This is a genomic window from Verrucomicrobium spinosum DSM 4136 = JCM 18804, from assembly GCF_000172155.1.
GTDB classification, from domain to species: domain Bacteria; phylum Verrucomicrobiota; class Verrucomicrobiia; order Verrucomicrobiales; family Verrucomicrobiaceae; genus Verrucomicrobium; species Verrucomicrobium spinosum.
On sequence record NZ_ABIZ01000001.1, the window covers coordinates 2,677,044 to 2,695,444 of the forward strand.

11 protein-coding genes and 1 CRISPR repeat array are annotated in these 18,401 nt (G+C 59.9%); of the genes, 2 read left to right on the forward strand and 9 right to left on the reverse strand.

Annotation, left to right across the window (positions count from 1 at the left end):
- Window positions 1–26 precede the first annotated feature (26 nt).
- Window positions 27–1,985, reverse strand: coding sequence for a hypothetical protein (locus tag VSP_RS10925; protein WP_029190349.1), 1,959 nt, complete (start codon window positions 1,983–1,985; stop codon window positions 27–29).
- A 311-nt stretch (window positions 1,986–2,296) separates the two neighbouring features.
- Here VSP_RS10925 and cimA point away from each other — a divergent pair, with 311 nt between their 5' ends.
- Together cimA and VSP_RS10935 are read left to right on the forward strand one after the other, a co-directional pair.
- On the forward strand, window positions 2,297–3,880 hold the full coding sequence (cimA, locus tag VSP_RS10930; RefSeq protein WP_009960604.1) for a citramalate synthase: 1,584 nt from the start codon (window positions 2,297–2,299) through the stop codon (window positions 3,878–3,880).
- Between the two features lie 333 nt (window positions 3,881–4,213).
- Window positions 4,214–8,352: direct repeats of the CRISPR family, unit length 36 nt; unit sequence GTCGCCATTGCCTTTCGGCTTACTGACTGCTGCTGG.
- 153 nt (window positions 8,353–8,505) lie between these two features.
- On the forward strand, window positions 8,506–8,781 hold the full coding sequence (locus VSP_RS10935) for a hypothetical protein (protein ID WP_009960608.1): 276 nt from the start codon (window positions 8,506–8,508) through the stop codon (window positions 8,779–8,781).
- A 27-nt stretch (window positions 8,782–8,808) separates the two neighbouring features.
- Here VSP_RS10935 and csm6 read toward each other — a convergent pair whose 3' ends face one another.
- The 8 genes from csm6 to cas10 all read right to left on the reverse strand — a co-directional run bounded on the left by csm6 (window position 8,809) and on the right by cas10 (window position 18,079).
- The gene (gene csm6 / locus VSP_RS10940; RefSeq protein WP_009960609.1) at window positions 8,809–9,948 is read right to left on the reverse strand and encodes a CRISPR-associated ring nuclease Csm6; all 1,140 of its coding nucleotides are present in this window, start codon (window positions 9,946–9,948) and stop codon (window positions 8,809–8,811) included.
- A 112-nt stretch (window positions 9,949–10,060) separates the two neighbouring features.
- On the reverse strand, window positions 10,061–11,212 hold the full coding sequence (locus tag VSP_RS10945) for a hypothetical protein (RefSeq protein ID WP_009960610.1): 1,152 nt from the start codon (window positions 11,210–11,212) through the stop codon (window positions 10,061–10,063).
- A gap of 127 nt (window positions 11,213–11,339) precedes the next feature.
- Window positions 11,340–12,203 (reverse strand): type III-B CRISPR module RAMP protein Cmr1, encoded by an 864-nt coding sequence (gene cmr1, locus VSP_RS10950; protein WP_009960611.1) that lies wholly within the window; start codon window positions 12,201–12,203, stop codon window positions 11,340–11,342.
- The gene (cmr6, locus tag VSP_RS10955) at window positions 12,200–13,588 is read right to left on the reverse strand and encodes a type III-B CRISPR module RAMP protein Cmr6 (protein WP_157210839.1); all 1,389 of its coding nucleotides are present in this window, start codon (window positions 13,586–13,588) and stop codon (window positions 12,200–12,202) included. The genes cmr1 and cmr6 overlap by 4 nt, the downstream gene beginning before the upstream one ends.
- Window positions 13,585–13,962 carry a type III-B CRISPR module-associated protein Cmr5 gene (locus tag VSP_RS10960; protein WP_009960613.1) on the reverse strand — a complete coding sequence of 126 codons (378 nt, stop codon included), beginning with the start codon at window positions 13,960–13,962 and terminating at the stop codon, window positions 13,585–13,587. The genes cmr6 and VSP_RS10960 overlap by 4 nt, the downstream gene beginning before the upstream one ends.
- Before the next feature lie 20 nt (window positions 13,963–13,982).
- Window positions 13,983–14,828, reverse strand: a complete 846-nt coding sequence (gene cmr4, locus VSP_RS10965) for a type III-B CRISPR module RAMP protein Cmr4 (RefSeq protein WP_009960614.1) — start codon at window positions 14,826–14,828, stop codon at window positions 13,983–13,985.
- An 87-nt stretch (window positions 14,829–14,915) separates the two neighbouring features.
- The gene (locus VSP_RS10975) at window positions 14,916–16,265 is read right to left on the reverse strand and encodes a type III-B CRISPR module-associated Cmr3 family protein (RefSeq protein WP_009960616.1); all 1,350 of its coding nucleotides are present in this window, start codon (window positions 16,263–16,265) and stop codon (window positions 14,916–14,918) included.
- A complete protein-coding gene (cas10, locus tag VSP_RS10980; protein ID WP_009960617.1) occupies window positions 16,265–18,079 on the reverse strand; it encodes a type III-B CRISPR-associated protein Cas10/Cmr2 in 1,815 nt (604 codons plus the stop codon). Before cas10 ends, VSP_RS10975 begins: the two co-directional genes overlap by 1 nt.
- Between the last annotated feature and the right edge of the window lie 322 nt (window positions 18,080–18,401).

Consider the following 18,401-nt stretch of genomic DNA (forward strand, 5'->3'; position numbering starts at 1 on the left):
CGTGATAATCTTGCGGGGAAAAACAATTATCTGTCGCGATCTCCTCGGCGATATCGAAAGACATCACGGGAGGTAAAGGGCATGAGACCGGAAAAGTGGCCCACATGCTCAAACTGTGCGGGATCCTCCAGAATGGCGATCACTTCCGCCAGCGTGGGATTGGCCTTGTGGAACCCCACATCTCCCAGGTTGAAGTAAAGCTGCCGTCCGCTGCGATCCGCCTCGGCAAGCACGGCGCGAAACTCGGTGAGATTGTCTGCCCGATACATGGCCGGGTCATAAGCTTCTGTGAACATGGAGAGGGCCCCGCCCATCACCTCCTTGTCAAAGTCCGGGTGGCGGGGGCTCATGATCTTCCGGTAGCTGGCTACGGACTCGCGGGACGGCTCGATGGGGTGGTGCCGCATCCGGTCCCTGGGGACAGCGGTGATCAGGACAAAAAGCGTGGTGACAGCCAGCAGCAGCCCATGTCGATGCTTCACCCGCCAGCGTGCCATTCCCGAGGCCGCAGCGGAGACGAGCATGAGGAGTCCTGGCAGGAACGGCAGCAGGTACCACGGATAGGGCTTGTTCTGCCCCGCCGCCATGTGGGCGAGCATCAAGAGAGGGGGTGCCAGGACAAAAATCAGGAGCAAGCGGCGCGTTCGGTCCGTCACCAGAGCCCAGACGCCGACCACCAAGGTCAGGAGAAACGTGCCCGTGCCTGCCGCAAAAAGGACGGGATGCGCGGCGAATGCGGCTGAGAGGTGATGATGCAGCGGGTTGGCCTCCCTGCTCCAGGCATTCCACGGTTGGCCAAAAACCCAGCCGGAGAAGGAGTCCTGCCACCAGCGCAGGTCCATCGTGCCGTGAATCTCCCCCTTTTTCATGAACTCCAGCATCTGCGGCCAGCAGGGGGTGAGGTAGCCGAGCACCAGAAAGCAGGTGACGAGCCCCCCCACGACCCAGCGGCTGGCCAGGAGCAGCCGTGCCGGCCAGGTGAGCGTCGGGGAGCAGAGCGCCCCGATCACCAGCAGGTTGAATCCTGCCAAAAGGTAAACGCTTTGGAAATTGCTCCAGAGGATGAAAAACTCCAACAGTCCCATCAGCACCCACCATCGCCAGAGTCCAGTGTGCAGCGCCCGGCCCACCACCCCTACCAGAGCCGTGGCACCGAGCATGACGAATCCGTAGCCTCGACCGTCCACGGCGAACCGGATGAACCACGGATGCGCGGCCATGAGCAGCGCGGTCCACCATCCCCCCAGGCCCCAAACCCGCAGGGACCAGATCATCAGTGCCAGGGTCGCCAGACCGCCCACGAACACAGGCGCGCGCAGGAGCGCCTCATTGAACCAGGGGGCGTCCGGCCCAGTGCCAGGGCGGAAAAAAGTCTCGTGGGTGAGCCGGGCAAAGGCGCTGTACCCCAGATGGTTCGTGGGCTTGCGCATGTTCCACAGGGTGGTGGCCCACGAGCGGGGTTCAATGGTGAGCGTGCCATCTGGCTGGCGCTCCACTTTGTCCAAAATGAACCGACTCGCGTTGAAGTCTTCGTCTCCCCACATTGAGAGAGTGAGGCGCGGGCTGTTCATCCACGCCCCCAGGCCCACCACTCCCACCAGTCCCAGCGTGTGCCACTTGGTCCAGGGTGGGCGGGTCGGGGCCTCCATCAGTGCCATGCCGTCTCGGTGCCGCCGGCCCAGCCAGGGACTGGCGAGAAGCAGCAGGGCGGACAGGCCCAGATTGAGCTTCAATCCCTTGTATAGCCATACTGGCACGTAGGCCTCTGGTGCCACCACCTTCCCTTCGGCCTTCAGGCGTTCAATGCGTCGCTCCTGCTTCACGGGCCGGTCGATGGTCAGGTAGGCCGTCAAAAATCCGGTAAACAAGAGCGCGCTCACCACGATGAGCACGCGGGACTCACGCAGCGGCAAAAAGGAGGGGGCTCGAAACATCCGGCCGCGACCATGGCTTTGAGGTTCCGTCGAGGCAAGCAGCAACTCCATCTCCTTCCCCAGGTTCAGCCGTGTTCAATCCAACAACCAAGAACTTGCTCACTTTAAAACTCCTGCTATCCTTCGCGCCTCATGTCGTCCGCAGCCTCCATCTGGCTCATTCGAATTATCTAGGGCTTCTGCAGCGCCTGAAAGGCGTTTTCTTGTGCAGACAGCCCGCATCCGACCTTCCGACTGAGCGCCCGGACCCGGCGTCGAACTGGCGAAAGATTGACTTCGCCTCCCTGCGTCCGCCTTGCGCAAGCCTCCCTTCTTTGCTTTTCTCGTAACCCTGCTTTTTCGCTACTACCTCCCCGCTTCCTATGATCACTGCACCGAAAGTTTCCCTTTATGATACCACGCTCCGTGATGGGACGCAGGGTGAAGGCGTAAACTTCAGCTCCCTCGACAAACTGCGCATCGCCCATGAGCTGGACAGCTTTGGCATGCACTACATTGAGGGCGGCTGGCCCGGCTCCAACCCCAAGGATGTGGAATTCTTTGAGCTGGCCAAGAAGCAGACTTTCAAGAACGCCAAGATTGCGGCCTTTGGAAGCACCCGCCGTGCCGATCTGGCCGTGGACAAGGATCCCCAGGTGCGCACCCTTCTGGAGGCTGAGACGCCAGTCGTCACCTTCTACGGCAAGAGCTGGCTGCTTCATGTGACGGAGGTGCTGCGCACCACGCCAGAAGTGAACCGTGCGATGATCCGTGACACGGTGCGCCACTGCAAAGAGGCCGGCCGCGAAGTCTTCTACGACGCCGAGCATTTCTTTGATGGGTTCAAGGACGAGCCCGAATACGCCCTCTCCACTTTGGAGGCAGCGCTGGAAGGCGGGGCCGATGTGCTGGTGCTTTGCGAGACCAATGGCGGCACGCTTCCGCATGAAATCTCAGAGATTGTCAGCAAAGTCCAGGCCCGTTTCCCAGAGGCCAAGATCGGCATTCACTCCCATGATGATGGCGGCCTCGGCGTGGCCAACGCTCTCGCCGCCATCCGTGCGGGGGCGGTGCAGGTGCAGGGCACGATGAACGGCTACGGTGAGCGTACCGGCAACTGCAACCTCACCACGGTCATCCCGAACCTGCAGCTCAAAATGGGCATCCCCGTGGTGGGCGATCTTACCAAGCTCACCGTCCTCTCCAAGTTTGTTGATGACGTGGCCAACCTGCCACACTTCAACCGGGCTCCCTTTGTAGGCAGCACCGCCTTCTCCCACAAGGGGGGCACCCACGTGAATGCCGTACAAAAGCTGGCCCGCAGCTATGAGCACATCCAGCCCGCCAGCGTGGGCAACCGGCAGGTGGTGTTGGTGAGTGACATGTCTGGCCAGGACAACATCCTGCACAAAGCCGCCGAACTGGGCTTCCCCCTTCAACGCGGATCGGCCGAGGTGAAGCGCATTCTGGACCACGTGAAGACCCAGGAAAACGAAGGGTACGAGTACGAGGCCGCCGATGCTTCCTTCGAGCTCGTCCTGCGCAAGGACATGGGCCAGTTCACCTCCAGCTTCCGGCTGCTGGAGTACCATGTAAGCCACCGCACCCATGGAGAGCGCGGTTTCGACACCTGCGAAGCCACCGTCAAAGTGGAAGTGAATGGCGAGCGCGTTTACACCGTGGAGGAAGGTGACGGCCCCGTGAACGCCCTTGACCGCGCCCTCCGCGTGGCCCTTTCCAGAGCCCATCCGGAAATCGCAACCGTCCAGCTCTGCGACTACAAGGTCCGCATCATCGACAGCCGCACGGGCACCGCTGCCAAGACCCGCGTGCTGATCGAGAGCACCGATGGTGTGAACCACTGGGGCACCGTCGGCGTGAGCACCAACATCATCGACGCCAGCTGGGAAGCGTTGGTGGACAGCCTAGAGTACTTCCTCTCCAAGAAGGCGAACTACGCGGAGTAGAGTTGTCGGGCGTCCTTGGTGGGTAGGGAACGGAGTGGCAGTGCATGCTGCCCTCCGTCTGCACATCCTTCGGAAAAGGCGTGGTTCTGCCAATGTCATTCCGGCGGGCTAAATCCCCATTCCATCAGGTAAAAGCTGGCGAGGCTGATGACCTCGCTTCGTCAAACGAGCTGGGGGGCTGAAAGCCCGGCGTGATGGCCGCCATGGCCAACGCCCAAGGTTGGCGTTGGTTCTAGATATTGAGGGCTGTAGGCCCGGGTCATTCAGGGAGGCTCGCTTATTGACTGCTGCTGGTGATGCCAACCGCTCTGGCAATGTGTCGAGTGTCGTGTTGTCGCCATTGCCTTTCGGCTTACTGACTGCTGCTGGATGTTGTCCGGCTTGGTCATCGCCACCTCCAGGCGGTCGCCATTGCCTTTCGGCTTACTGACTGCTGCTGGTATCTTCAAGAAGGAGACGTGATCTCCTTCCGTACGTCGCCATTGCCTTTCGGCTTACTGACTGCTGCTGGGGTCTATGAGATAACTTTTTTCGACTGCTTCTGCGAGGTCGCCATTGCCTTTCGGCTTACTGACTGCTGCTGGTTGACGGGTGCGGCCCCAAACGACTCACCATCGCGGAGGTCGCCATTGCCTTTCGGCTTACTGACTGCTGCTGGGCACGATTAAGTCCTTTGAGATCCGGTCACTGCAAAACGTCGCCATTGCCTTTCGGCTTACTGACTGCTGCTGGGACGACGCCACACCTGCGGACATCGCCACTGGCCTGGTCGCCATTGCCTTTCGGCTTACTGACTGCTGCTGGCCGTAGACAGCCTGGTAAACAGCCAGCTCCTCAATCCGTCGCCATTGCCTTTCGGCTTACTGACTGCTGCTGGGGGTAAGGGGCATCCGTCTGCGGACCTCCAACATCAAGTCGCCATTGCCTTTCGGCTTACTGACTGCTGCTGGGGATCTGGAGGCTACGGGGCCGGATGAGGCGGTGTCTGGTCGCCATTGCCTTTCGGCTTACTGACTGCTGCTGGACGACGGCCACGGTCTGCGCCTCGCCCTGGTCGGCATGGTCGCCATTGCCTTTCGGCTTACTGACTGCTGCTGGCGACGAACTCGCCTTTCCACTCCCAGCCGCCAGCGCTGTCGCCATTGCCTTTCGGCTTACTGACTGCTGCTGGAGCTGGACAAGTCGGGTGCATTGCAGTCTCGCGCTGAGTCGCCATTGCCTTTCGGCTTACTGACTGCTGCTGGTGCTGACTGCCCTCAAGATGACCCCAGAGCAGGCCGAGTCGCCATTGCCTTTCGGCTTACTGACTGCTGCTGGCCAGTGATATGGATGGGGAGTCGGTCCGTGGGTTCTGTGTCGCCATTGCCTTTCGGCTTACTGACTGCTGCTGGTCCGCCTGCAACTCCGGGGGAGCCGTCCAGGAAAACCGTCGCCATTGCCTTTCGGCTTACTGACTGCTGCTGGTCCTTCATGTTGATTCCCGGAACCACCAGGGAGCCGCTCTGTCGCCATTGCCTTTCGGCTTACTGACTGCTGCTGGGTGTGCGACGTCGTCCGGTACTGGTCCCGCTTCGTTCCGTCGCCATTGCCTTTCGGCTTACTGACTGCTGCTGGAAGAACCGTTGGCTGGTTCGCTGCGGACCTTGACGCTGTCGCCATTGCCTTTCGGCTTACTGACTGCTGCTGGCGCTCATCAAAAACAAAACCTACTTCCTTGGGAACGTCGCCATTGCCTTTCGGCTTACTGACTGCTGCTGGACTGAACACGACCTGAAACACACCGAACCCCTGCCATGGTCGCCATTGCCTTTCGGCTTACTGACTGCTGCTGGTCACTCGAAGGGGCCATGGCAGGTGCCGGCACCGGAGTCGCCATTGCCTTTCGGCTTACTGACTGCTGCTGGAACGGGCGGAGGGTTCTTTGCGCTTAGCCCTGAACTTGTCGCCATTGCCTTTCGGCTTACTGACTGCTGCTGGGTGGTTCACCAGCAGGTCATGGATCGCCATCGCATCGTCGCCATTGCCTTTCGGCTTACTGACTGCTGCTGGTGGAAGGGTAATACGCAAGAAGCCACTAAATACAGTCGTCGCCATTGCCTTTCGGCTTACTGACTGCTGCTGGTGATCGGGTGGCAGTGACAAAATTTGCAAAGTTTGCGTCGCCATTGCCTTTCGGCTTACTGACTGCTGCTGGGATATGTACTATGCCCCCAACAACATCGTGCCTCTGGTCGCCATTGCCTTTCGGCTTACTGACTGCTGCTGGCGAGTGGGGCGGCAAGTTCATCGACCTCAGCTTCGTGTCGCCATTGCCTTTCGGCTTACTGACTGCTGCTGGAATGAGCCCTCCGCCTTGATACCGCCCTGGTTGAACCGCGTCGCCATTGCCTTTCGGCTTACTGACTGCTGCTGGGATCTTCGTCGATATCGCCTTTGCCAAGCGTCGGGCCGTCGCCATTGCCTTTCGGCTTACTGACTGCTGCTGGACACCCGAATGGCGGGTTTGGCAGCACGAAATGATCTCTGTCGCCATTGCCTTTCGGCTTACTGACTGCTGCTGGGATCGAGACGGCGGAGGCTCGATACGCGGGCAAGCCGTCGCCATTGCCTTTCGGCTTACTGACTGCTGCTGGCAGCGAGAACCTTCCCGCCAGCCTTGTTCCATTTGAGGTCGCCATTGCCTTTCGGCTTACTGACTGCTGCTGGTCAATGAGACGGTGGTCGTCAGACTTCACCACCGACCTGTCGCCATTGCCTTTCGGCTTACTGACTGCTGCTGGCCGCCGACCTCAACGCGGTGTATGATGTTGAGATCGCATTGTCGCCATTGCCTTTCGGCTTACTGACTGCTGCTGGTGCCGTGAGGGCCAGCGTGAACACAGCCCCGACGGGCGGTCGCCATTGCCTTTCGGCTTACTGACTGCTGCTGGGGCATGGAGAAATACCAGGCCGGATGCCGCATCCTAAAGTCGCCATTGCCTTTCGGCTTACTGACTGCTGCTGGCTCCTTGAACTTTCCTTGAACCCACTCCGTGGAGACGGTCGCCATTGCCTTTCGGCTTACTGACTGCTGCTGGGATCCTCGCGACGCCGTCGCCTTGGTCGCCGCCGCGTCGCCATTGCCTTTCGGCTTACTGACTGCTGCTGGTGGAGCAAGCCTTCAAGGACTTGACCGGCGAAGGCGGGTCGCCATTGCCTTTCGGCTTACTGACTGCTGCTGGGATATCGATTCACGACGCCACCTCTTGCCCCGGGCGTGTCGCCATTGCCTTTCGGCTTACTGACTGCTGCTGGAGGCGCTCGGCAGATAGGACATCACCTCATCGTCGGTGTCGCCATTGCCTTTCGGCTTACTGACTGCTGCTGGAGGCATTCTCCAAAACACGTTCCCCGCCACGCACAGCGTCGCCATTGCCTTTCGGCTTACTGACTGCTGCTGGCAAGGTCCTTCGAAAGTCACCATCGACGCGGGTCGCGTCGCCATTGCCTTTCGGCTTACTGACTGCTGCTGGCTTGGCCTTTACCTAGGCGGCGAGTACCGACCGCACGGTCGCCATTGCCTTTCGGCTTACTGACTGCTGCTGGGCGCCTTGGTCAGGCCCAACTTGTGAGCAGCCCCAGCGTCGCCATTGCCTTTCGGCTTACTGACTGCTGCTGGGAAGGTCAAGATCACCGATCCCTACTACCAGGGAAGTGTCGCCATTGCCTTTCGGCTTACTGACTGCTGCTGGATTTCTGGCAACTCTTGGCATGGAGTCACCACCCGCGTCGCCATTGCCTTTCGGCTTACTGACTGCTGCTGGCAACCTTGGCCACGCAAAGCGGTCGAGCCACAAGGCCAAGTCGCCATTGCCTTTCGGCTTACTGACTGCTGCTGGGACCTGGTGATCGTGGCGGCGAGGCCGTCGGTCGGGAAGAGTCGCCATTGCCTTTCGGCTTACTGACTGCTGCTGGTCCGCGCCAGTGAGCAGTAAGTTTTGCACGGCACACTCGTCGCCATTGCCTTTCGGCTTACTGACTGCTGCTGGCCGCAAGCGCCACGTTCACGAATTTCGCCCAGTGCCTGAGTCGCCATTGCCTTTCGGCTTACTGACTGCTGCTGGACATGGGCACTCCATATGGCACGGTGATCGACCGCATCGTCGCCATTGCCTTTCGGCTTACTGACTGCTGCTGGGCTCAGGCGGAATACTTGACCCACCTGGCTGAGCGCGAGTCGCCATTGCCTTTCGGCTTACTGACTGCTGCTGGATCATGAAGACGACCCTCGATTACCCCGAGGAGCTCGAGTCGCCATTGCCTTTCGGCTTACTGACTGCTGCTGGCCCTGATGGGAGAGGGCTACTATGGCGGCTTGAGTTTCGTCGCCATTGCCTTTCGGCTTACTGACTGCTGCTGGCATACCCGGCGGCAAGATCGACTGGCACGAAGCTATTGTCGCCATTGCCTTTCGGCTTACTGACTGCTGCTGGAGGTAACGCCTAGGAGCTTGAGTGTCAATGGTTCCGGTAGCAGTTTGCGAGAGGGGAGGCAAACTCCATGTGGAGAGACACTGCGGGAGCGCTTGATTTGGGCTAACTCCCACAGTCTCAGCACGCGAGCGCCCCCGGCACTTTGGGCGGCACGTGAGCGCTCGCAGATGTCGGCAGATCGCAGGGGTTTGCCTGGGCAGGGGGGGGGCGGCCCCCTCCACCTCCACCCCCTCGCTGCCATCAGCCGCAACTCCGCAGGAGGAAGAAGGCGATGACGAGCAGGATGGCGATCCCGCATCCGGCGTCGCCACCGCCTCCGCTGCTGTGGGGGCGATGGACGACGACGTGTTCTCCACGGCGGGCATGAATGTGTCGGACGCGACGGGACATGAGACATTCTCCTCGTGGGAGGCCGAGCGGCGAACGTGAGGATGTCCCAGGATCTCCATGGAAGCCTCACCCCACCCGGGGCGGAACGTCACGAACGGTGTCACGATGGATGTCAAACCCGATACGACTGCGCGCCGGTGCCAGAAACGGGATGCAGCTTGCGACGTTGTTTTTCTTCAGCAAGGTGCGCAACTCGCTGAGACTGCGAGTGATGTCCTCTTTGGCAGCTTTCCCGGCGATGTACCGGGATGTCTTGCGATGATGCGGGTACTGCTGTTGCCATTGGCGGACGAATGCCAGGTAGGCTTCGGCGGCATCGACCACGTCTTCAAACATGGCCTGCCCTGCCAGCGCCTGCTCATAAAGAAAGCTGGCCACCACCAGGCAGCGGCCCACCAGAAGGATCGGTTTACCCTGAACGGAGAGGATGCCGTTCGCGGCGTCCAGGGTGACGGCTGGGCTGCCCTGGAGCGGGCGCTCTGCCCGGGCGTAACAATCTACCAGCCCGGCAAAGGTGCGGCGCGGTTCGTTGAGTTCCTCAAACTTGTTGCGCAGGGGCACAAACGGCAGGTCTGCCAGTTCCACCACGGCGTCGCCAGGGTCGGCAGGTGCAGGCGGTCCATTGAAAGGCCGGAACTCCAGGATGGGCCCGGGCTGGCCCGGGTAGTAGAACCCCCGGATGAATTCAAAAGGCTCACTGACGAGGACGTGGGTGACGCGGTCCGTCTCCTTCCCCAGAAGGCTCATAGCGCCGTAGAGCAGCGCTCCCATCGTTTTGCGTCCGCCTGCGATGCTGGCGATGACCTGATGGTCCTGGGCGTCGCAGTAAGGCGCCAGCGTTTGGACGATGAAGTTCGCTGCTGCATCATTCTGAGCATGGGTGCGCAAGTCGTCGGCCTTCTGGCGCACGCCGGTGGCGGCGTCCGGCAGGTCGATGACGCGGGGGCTGAGTTGAAGCCGGAGGTTCTCTTTGGGCAGGCGGGCTCCGGCAAAGATGTCTTCCCTCAACTTGGCCCATACCGTCTGACCGCCCCAGGCTTCCAGCGGGGTGAGCAGCTGTTGCTGAATGTCCTGCTCACCCCTGGAGGTGGTGATGACGACCACTTCATCCGGTACGACAGGTGGGCTCTCCTGCGCAAGAGCCCAGATCGTCTCCGTGAGGATGGCCGGAGACATGCCACTAACAGCGACGAGGATGGTGGGCATGGGGGCAAAAAAGCAACGATTGAGCTTCTGATAGATGGGCGAATTAGGATGCGTGATTATGCGCTGTGCAAAAACTGGGGTTCGAGGACAAAGCTCACCATGGAAGGGGTGTTCAGACCTTCACGATTTGGTAGCCTGAAAGGTCTGAGGGGACCGGTTGGATCACAATGGAGGTGACTTCCTTCTCGTAGTCATCGTGATCCCTCCATATCTTGCGCACAAGGATCTCATCGTCGCGATGTTGCCAGACAATTCGATTGCCCGATCCCATTTTGGCCAGGCGCCAAGGATGGGATCGGCCTGGGGTGCCAGTAAGGTCATGGTTGATTCCTTTGTAGTCAGGATCTATCGCTGCTTTATTCCTGATTTGGCCAAGTTGTGTAGAGAGATGGGTCGAGTCGCGGCGAAACTCGGCCATGGCTTCGGGCGACAGCCGCACTGGCAGTTGATCAAGACGGATATATTGACCCAATTCGTTTAGTTCGACGAGATCATCCACCCGCGTGAAAAATGATGGGAAGCGTTCAACCACGCTGCGTTGTTCCGCGCTGAGATCTTTCATCTGGGCTCCATTGCCGATCTTGCGAGCGGTGGATGATATCGTGGCGCGATCATCTTCAGAAAAATGAACGGGGGCTGGGGCAATTTCCTGGAGAACCTGACTATCCTCGTGCAGGTAGAGAGAGGGTAAGCCGTGAAAAGATGCCGCGATGTGACCCAAGGCGACCATAGACTTGTATCCTCCGATTGGAGCGAAGGCGGTGGTATCAGGATGCCCGTCGCGTAGCAGTCGGCTGATTTGTCCGATAAAGGCACCGCTTGCCATAGCCAGGCCTCCTCTCTGCGTGGGATCAAAAGGCACACTCAGCTCTTGGCGATGGACCTGCACACCGAGCTGGGTCTCAAGTGCAGTTTCCTGAATGGTTGCCGAAAGCCGCCCACCCAACGTGGGCGTATGAATGAGGTGGACCAGGGCCCCCTGGGCAAGGGCGTTGCGTTGTTTGGCGATGGCGTATAAAATAGAAAACTCCGCTGATATTTCCTCGGGTGGGAGTTGCTGGGCTTGCGATGTCTGATGTGCTGCCCAAGTCAGACACGAGTTGAAGACGGCCTCCTCACTCAATGTTGGATCCTTGGGCACCGGGTTTTGTTGTCCGTTATCGAATTTGATGGGACTGTCCTCTTTGCGGAATAATTTTCCGAAGTAGTTGCGTGGTGCGAGAGCCGATATCCCGGCGGTGAGGACGAGTGTGGAAAATGGCATGGGTAAGGGGTGGTGGACAAAGTGTGGCGTTGTGACCCCATGAGGTCTCAAGTGGCGTCGTTTTGGGACTGGTGCTTATTGCTGTGAAGTGGAGAGGGCTGCCTCGACCGAAAGTCAAATATTGCTCTCAGCCTGGGAATGCTTCCCGAAGTACGGTGCCGATCTTTTTGCCCCGTTCAGCCAGCAGATTGATGACGGACTCCAGGTCGCCCGCGCGGTTTCCTGTCACGGCAGAACGATCGTCCCATATCGCTGCGATATGACAGGCTCCTTCAAGCGCCACGACGCGCAGGCGCAGCGGTGAGGTTTTCCGACCGCCATGGACATTCCCCAGCGGATGATTGAGGCGCGCCAGGTCATCCTCCCCCCTGTAGTCATCGCGACCTCCAAGAGTGTCTGAAATGATCCGCCGGGCATCCTCAGCTTTTGTAAAAGGGGTGGGTGAGATGCCAAATCGCAACGGAGCTCCTTGAAGCAGGTCGCCACAGCGCTGACGGAACTCCGCAAGCGAGCTTGGTGGGGTAAGCCCGGAGTGGGGCTCTGTGAGCGGCTCGAACCGGAAGCTTCCTGCGCCACGGGTGCTGCGCAATCCCAAGGTGCCGAGCAGGAGCCAGGCTTCCACGCAGCGATCTAGCTGCTTCGCCAGCCGGTCATCGAGGGGGAGGTGCCGGAGGCTGAGATGCAGATCGCAGGAGGCACCGGGCTTGAAGCAGGCTTTTGAGCTGGCCTGTCCTCCCGATTTGTGGGGCAAGGTGGCCATGCTTCCTGGTTGACCGGTGATGTGGTTCACGCGTACCGCGAGCTTGCTGGCTTGGGCACCGCCGTGCACTGCGCCAAACAGGGCTTTCTCATCCTGATAGCTGCCGCCAATCGCCCGGAACCACCAATGGAGCTGGCCGCGGATGGAAGGGGGGCGAATCTCAGGCACATCCTCGTAACTGCCTTTGCTAAAAAGAGGTGTGATGAAGGTGAGGCGATAACTCTTCGTCATGGCAGGGGGGGCAGGTTGAGCTTGCTGCGCAGGCTTTCGATGGGCTGGGCGATCTCTGGCTTTTTCTTTTTCCAGGTTTTCCAGCGCTCCCGTTTTTCCTTGTGGCTGGAGAGCAGGCGGATGAATGCCTTCTGTTCGATCTCCGGCTTGGAGCCAAGTTCTTTTCCAAAGAGGGCGAACTGCTCGTCCGTCAACCGGAGCAGAGTCTCGGCAGCGAGATCCTCCGGGGAGAGACTGGCCTGGCGTTCCGCTTCTGCCTGCCGCCGGGCGGCTTCCTCTGCGCTGGCCCTGGCTGCAGCTTCGGAGGCGGTCCGCTCCTTCAATTCCAGGGCTTCGATGTCAGCGAGCACATCGGGCCGCAGCGAGAACCAACCGTAACCAGCGGCGGTTTTGGCCCCCAATCCGCGAACAGTGAGCGCTGACTCCAGCCAGCGCTGAGCGTGCTTGAGGAGGTGGGAATCGGTGCTGACGCCGCTGAGCACCAGGCAGAAAGCGAACTGGGCTCCCACCTCAACCGCGGGGAAGGAATTCGGCTGGGGATTCTCCTTGGAAAGGTCCTCCATCCTCCCGGAACGGTAGTACTCAGGGGTGTGGACGTTGGTGAGATCCACCACCATGCGGGCCTCGTTAAGCGGATAGGCGGGAAGAAACGACACCGCTCCCTTGAGATCCAACGAGCGATCCCCAAGCAGGTGCCTGAAGGGGTGCAGATCACCCTGATGCTTGGCTTCATGCTTGTAGTCACTGTCTGCGGTGCCGAACACGGACCGGAAAGTCTCAAACAGCGCTGCTTGCTGCTCCCCAGTGGTTTCCTTTATCTCCTGGAGGGCGGCGTGGCGGCAGACGCCCTTGACCGCAGAGCCGGGAATGAAGGGGAGGCCAAAAAGCCGGTCCAGGCAGATGCCTGCGTTTGGAACAAGGCTGTCCGCCAGGTTGATGGCCAGACGCCCCTCTAGCTGGCCCACGATCACAGAGCTATTTTCTGGGTGGGCCTGGCGAAAGAGTGCAATGAACCGCCGGGTATGGCGGGACCTGAGGGTGGTGAGTTCCCGGTCGTCCCACTTCACACGAGACAAGCCAGAGGCCATCTCTGCCTCTGCCAGGTAGCGGTCACGGTTCTTGGGCTCCACATTTCTCCCTCCGGCTTTGCGGCGTCTCTCGTCTGCTTCTCTGGAGAGAAGGGCGCTGGCTCCGTCAGCAATGCGCATGAAGCTCCAGCGGGAGGCCTCGTCCCATTTGATCTCCCGACCTTGTTCATCCTGGGCAATAGGCCAGTGTTTGTGAAACACAAACTTGTCCAGGAGCAGACTCCGATTTTCCACCCTCTCTGCGAGAGGGCCGATGAGGGCTGCAACATCCCCGGGCATTGGAATGGCCGGATTCACCGCGCCCCCTCCTTGTCTTTCTTGACGAAGCGCCGGGCATAGGTCAGCCATGCCATGGTCTCCGTGGTGGCCTGTTTGAGCACTTCGCTAGGTGTGTCTGGAGCTGTCAGGTGTTCCAGTAGAGCCCGGCGATCCTTGATCTTCGCTGGTACAATCGCAACGTGCTCATCTGCGAGATGCACTGCGATGGCGTCAAACACCTTTGGCCATCCCTCTTTTTCTGAAAACGAATAGGCCGCTGTGGCCAGAAGTCCGTGATTCTGGATCAATGACGGGATCTTTTTGATTACTTCGCCTCCTTTGTCTCCCCCGATGGGGCCTTGGGCGGCGAATTTAAGCACATTGCGGGCGCGGATTTGTTCCAGGTTCTGCATGTTCAGAGTCCTCCGTATGATCAAGCGAGTTTGATGGTGCAGAAGCCCTGGCCTGTGGTGCCGTTGCCGCCGAATTGCACGAGCTGCTCGACTTCGAGCCGGGCGAAGGCCTCGTTCTCCCTGCTTTCCTGCCGCAGGGCGGTGATGGGCGCATACATCAAGCACTCTGAGGGGACCGTCTCTTCATTAAAGAGGCCTCCGTCATCAGCGGTGCCGGTGTTGTGGTCGATTCTGACGTGCTGGTTGATCTGGCAGGCATTAACTGCGAAGTGTGACAAATCGCCATCTGAGAGCAGTACGAACCTTCCCACCGCACCTGCAAGGACAGCGTCTCCCAAAAGCGAGCTCAGTTTTGACTCCCATTCGTGGGGAAACTCCCCGGTGGACCGATAGCGGTATTCCTCTAAAACGACGCCCTTTTCGCCCGCCCGGTCAATCACGAGCCTGGCACCGGCCAGGCAGGTCATTTCCTCGGGCGGTGCTGGGGTTTTTAGATCCCAACCGGCATCCCGCGCCAGACGGGAAAGCGTGAGCGGGGACACTGCGAGCGCGAATGCTCCTTTGGCTGAGCGGACAGGGAAGGCTACGAGCCTGGCTTCGCCAAAGCTGAGGTCTCCAGAACGGAAGAGATTATCGTCATTGCCGCCTTTGCCGAAAAGGCGTTCCACTTCAGCGAGAGGCAGGCCCGTGCCCGAGACGGGACGGCTGAAATGGTCCCTCAGCACGCCTTTGACAGAACTGCCAGGAATGATCGGGAAGCCCGTATGCCGCTCGCGTTGGACGGGCTGGTCAATGGCCCCGAGGCTTGCCCCTGCTCCTACATGCAGTGGGGTGCGGGTGAATAGGTAAAGGATCTTGGTGGTCATGGATTACGAGTGGGAGAAGATGTCAAAGGGGATCCGGATGGCGAGCAGGGGGATGTCCGGGGAGGTCCTGGGATGGGAGGGCAGGGTTCACGGTTGATGGAACTCCCATGTGCCGCACACGCCGAGGCCGAAGCCTTTTTCTCCCATGAGGGTGGAGCGGCGGCTGCGGATGGTGGTGGCGTCCCCCGCGCCGTGCCAGTTGAGGGCGGTGGCGAGTTTCCGGGCCTCCTCTGAGCCGACGCATTCGAAGTAATACACGGAGCCTGCCGGGACAGCCAGATGAGTGGACTTGGCGCCGCCCTTGGGGCGTTCCGCAGCCTCTTGGGGGAGGGCGTAGCCGGTGACGAAGACGGGTTTTCCTACAATGGCGGCGACGAGTCGAGCCTGGAGCGGCTTGCCTGACTGAATGCTGCGACGTTTCGCGGCATTCTTTCCCGGGCCGTCGAGCAACTGAACCTTCCCATCGTCCTCCGGACGCACCCAGTTGGGAATCCATCCTCCACAATGCTCAGCAATCTGCTTCTCGCTGTTGCTTTTGATATGGGGGAAGATGGCGGGAGCAAGCAGAACCCACTTGACGCGGTAGATGTCCCCAGAGTGGCTGAACCCTTCTGTCATGCCTTTGGGCAGGGGAAGCTGAGCCAGGGACTCTCGTTGTACCGTGCAGATACGTTGCTGGCCGCCGGCGACGATGGGGGTGTGGGTGCCACTGTTGGGGAACAACTCTGCAATCAGGTCCCGGCCGGGGTCTGCATTTTTACCTCCCCGTTCTCGGGCCTGGGCGAGTGTACCCAAGGTCCAGCCGTCTCGGAGGCGGAGGTAGGAGGCGGAGTAGAAGCTCTTGCCATCTTGGGTTCCGGTTTCCGGATCGATGCCGATGCCGTAGCTGAACTCTGTCTCAACAATGCTGTCATCCTGCTGGAAATGCCTGGCCCCGCCGTCTGGGGGGGCGTGATTTCTGAGGCTGGCCTCAATGGCGGCTCCGCTCCACCACTGAGCCGGGGTGGCCTTGCCCTCGCGTCCGGTGCTGACCATGACCACCGGATACCGTAGGCAGGCTGGAAGGCTGGAGGGCGATTTTGACTCTGAAGAAGAGGCAAGGGGGACGTATGCCGGTCTGGTATCGTCCGTCCCGCCCGCATCCAGGGGACGGGGGAAGTGCCATTTGTTTCCCTCGTCTGTGTGCAGTACAGGGAAAGGTCCTGCGGTGAACAAGCTGCCGAATTTCCGGCTGGTTTCCCGCTTGTTCCCATCAAGGGGAACGTGCCAGTGGGGCTGTACCGCTTCCAGGTCTGCCCGGTGCAGAGCTGCGTGAAAGGCGGCGCTGATAACGGTGGGCAGGGGCCATGCCGCACCGTGACCGCTCAGAGAGCCGGACATGGGTCTCCCGTCTCTAAAGAAGAGCACGTCCGTGGGATGGAGGAGAAGGGTGTTCATCAGTCTGGGAGATTCGCGGTTGCGCGGGACGTGGAAGAATCAGTACGGGTGCGATGGGCGAATGCCACCGTGGTACAGAGGCCAATGACATCCGAGAGAAGCTGCTGTACTGCGGAGGGTTCCCTGGGCGCGCTTCCGTTTTTACGATCCTCTCCGGCGGTGTTCCACTGCTTGAGGATGGCGCTGAGGTAGCTTTTCAGGGTGGCTGAAAGGGGCGGGCTGGAAGAGGTATCCGGGTAGCTCTTGGCATGCCGGGCGATGGCAAACTCAAACTCGCGGTGGATGACTTCCTCCGCTTCAGCGACTGTGAAGGCGTCCAGGCTGGCTTGACTGCTCTGGGGCAGGCTCCGAGTGAGGCCCGTTTTCCGGGAGCGGTAGGGTTCAAGGAGTGCGCAAACCCGATGGGGGAACCGGGAGGCGAGCGTCCCTTCCGTGAGGCAGGCGGCAATCTGTTCGCAGAGTTGCAACCCTTGTGAGTCCCATTGGGCACCCCACTCTGTGATTTCACCGGAACGCTTCATCAGCGTTACGGAAAAGGCCTTGCGTCCCACCACGTTTTTGGCCCGCTCTTCGGCCGTCCGGGCCGCTTGGATGAGATCCTGAAGAGGAGTGTAAACGTGGGCGATGACGATCCCTGCGGAAGCATCCGGGCGTTCGCCATCCTGGTCTTGGAATTGAGCGGTGGAGGTCTGAAACTCGCGGCGTAAATCGGCCGCGCAGATCAGCGCCTTGTCTGCCGGCACGAGGGCGAGCACATCATCGCCACCCGCGTAAATGAGGAACCCACGGTGTTGATTGACAGTCTTCCTGGCCTTCTCCAGGGCAAAGGAACTCAATGCCTTGCTAAAGGCTTTCTGATGGCGGTGGAGGTCCAATGTGTCTGAAAGGCCTCTGCCGCTGATCCATTTACCGATGGCGTCTCCGTCGAACGCGATGGCGGCGATGTACGCACCTTCAGCGGGGGTGGCATCAATATTGCGTTCATCGTCCGATTCATCGGTCCGTGCTGCGATGGCCAGAACCGAGGGAATGGGCTCTAAAGAATTCTTCGTCTCCCGGAGGTAAGCCAGATGCCAGACCCGCTTGATCAGGGTAATGGCCCCGAAGGGGTCCGGGTTCTTGAACAAGCGTGCGCATTCCTCCCGCATGAGTTTTTTTGGCTCACGCAGAAGACGGATGTCATCGACGAGAGATTCCTCTTTGCCTGTCAGGCTGTCTTTTTCATGACCTACCTTCCATTTGCCCTCGGCCCATGCTGAAAATTCGCGAGTTTGCCGCACGCCGTTGAGGGAGCGAGCGTTGGATTCGTAGGCAGACTTGTAGGCAGCAGCGTCTGAAGTCCCTTCAACTAAAGTGACCTGCCAGGACACGGAGAAAAACCCCCTGGTTTGCTTGAAATAGGTCTGAGCGGCATCCGAAAGCGGTGGGCGTGGCAGGCAATATTCCCAAACGGATGTGGCAATGTTGTTCCATTCATCCTCGATCTTCTGCCTCGCCTCTCTGGCGAGGCTTTCCGCGCTGTCGGCGGAGGTTAGCACAATGAAGATGTTGGTGAGATTGGGCGTGCGAAGCTGTCTGCTCGTGGGGTGGGTCGCGTCCTTTCGATCAAAATCGGGAGCAAGAAGCGGTTGATTGTCTCCGCTGGGGAAGACGAGTTCAGCCTCTTTATGCAACAGGTGGCGGATGCCCGCTGCGGTGAGCCAGCTCAGCAGGTAACTGCCACTCCACAAGTCGCGCGTGGAACGGGCGGCTGCAATGAAGTCCTGTACCGGGCCGATTTGAAACTTTATCAAAGCTTGAGTGAATGCGGGCATGGGGTTGAGTTGACAGGAGGTGAGGCGGAAAATGGAGAGTGCGCAAGGGAGGGACCCGGTATCGTGATTAATCCCCGGAAGATTTGCGCTCAAGTGGCCGCACATTGCCAGCAATCGAGCAGGGCTGCCACTATCGGGACCTCCGGGGACATCCTGAAAAACTCCAACCCAAACGGGCCAGGAGCTGACAGGGGGCGGAGGCGCTTGCATTTCCCAGAAACATCGGCCTACAGTTAGACCGATGTTGGGTGGTGATGTCTAATAAATTTCTCCACTCACAGGCTGAAATGTGTGCCTGATGGCAGGGGTTGCTTTTTGCGAA

What these genes read in the sequence shown, in the direction of transcription:
- cmr4 (WP_009960614.1), bottom strand. Translation starts at nt 14,828, where the DNA reads ATGACCACCAAGATCCTTTACCTATTCACCCGCACCCCACTGCATGTA.
- VSP_RS10975 (WP_009960616.1), bottom strand. Translation starts at nt 16,265, where the DNA reads ATGAACACCCTTCTCCTCCATCCCACGGACGTGCTCTTCTTTAGAGAC.
- VSP_RS10960 (WP_009960613.1), bottom strand. Translation starts at nt 13,962, where the DNA reads ATGCAGAACCTGGAACAAATCCGCGCCCGCAATGTGCTTAAATTCGCC.
- cmr1 (WP_009960611.1), bottom strand. Translation starts at nt 12,203, where the DNA reads ATGACGAAGAGTTATCGCCTCACCTTCATCACACCTCTTTTTAGCAAA.
- cas10 (WP_009960617.1), bottom strand. Translation starts at nt 18,079, where the DNA reads ATGCCCGCATTCACTCAAGCTTTGATAAAGTTTCAAATCGGCCCGGTA.
- cimA (WP_009960604.1), top strand. Translation starts at nt 2,297, where the DNA reads ATGATCACTGCACCGAAAGTTTCCCTTTATGATACCACGCTCCGTGAT.
- VSP_RS10925 (WP_029190349.1), bottom strand. Translation starts at nt 1,985, where the DNA reads ATGGAGTTGCTGCTTGCCTCGACGGAACCTCAAAGCCATGGTCGCGGC.
- csm6 (WP_009960609.1), bottom strand. Translation starts at nt 9,948, where the DNA reads ATGCCCACCATCCTCGTCGCTGTTAGTGGCATGTCTCCGGCCATCCTC.
- VSP_RS10945 (WP_009960610.1), bottom strand. Translation starts at nt 11,212, where the DNA reads ATGCCATTTTCCACACTCGTCCTCACCGCCGGGATATCGGCTCTCGCA.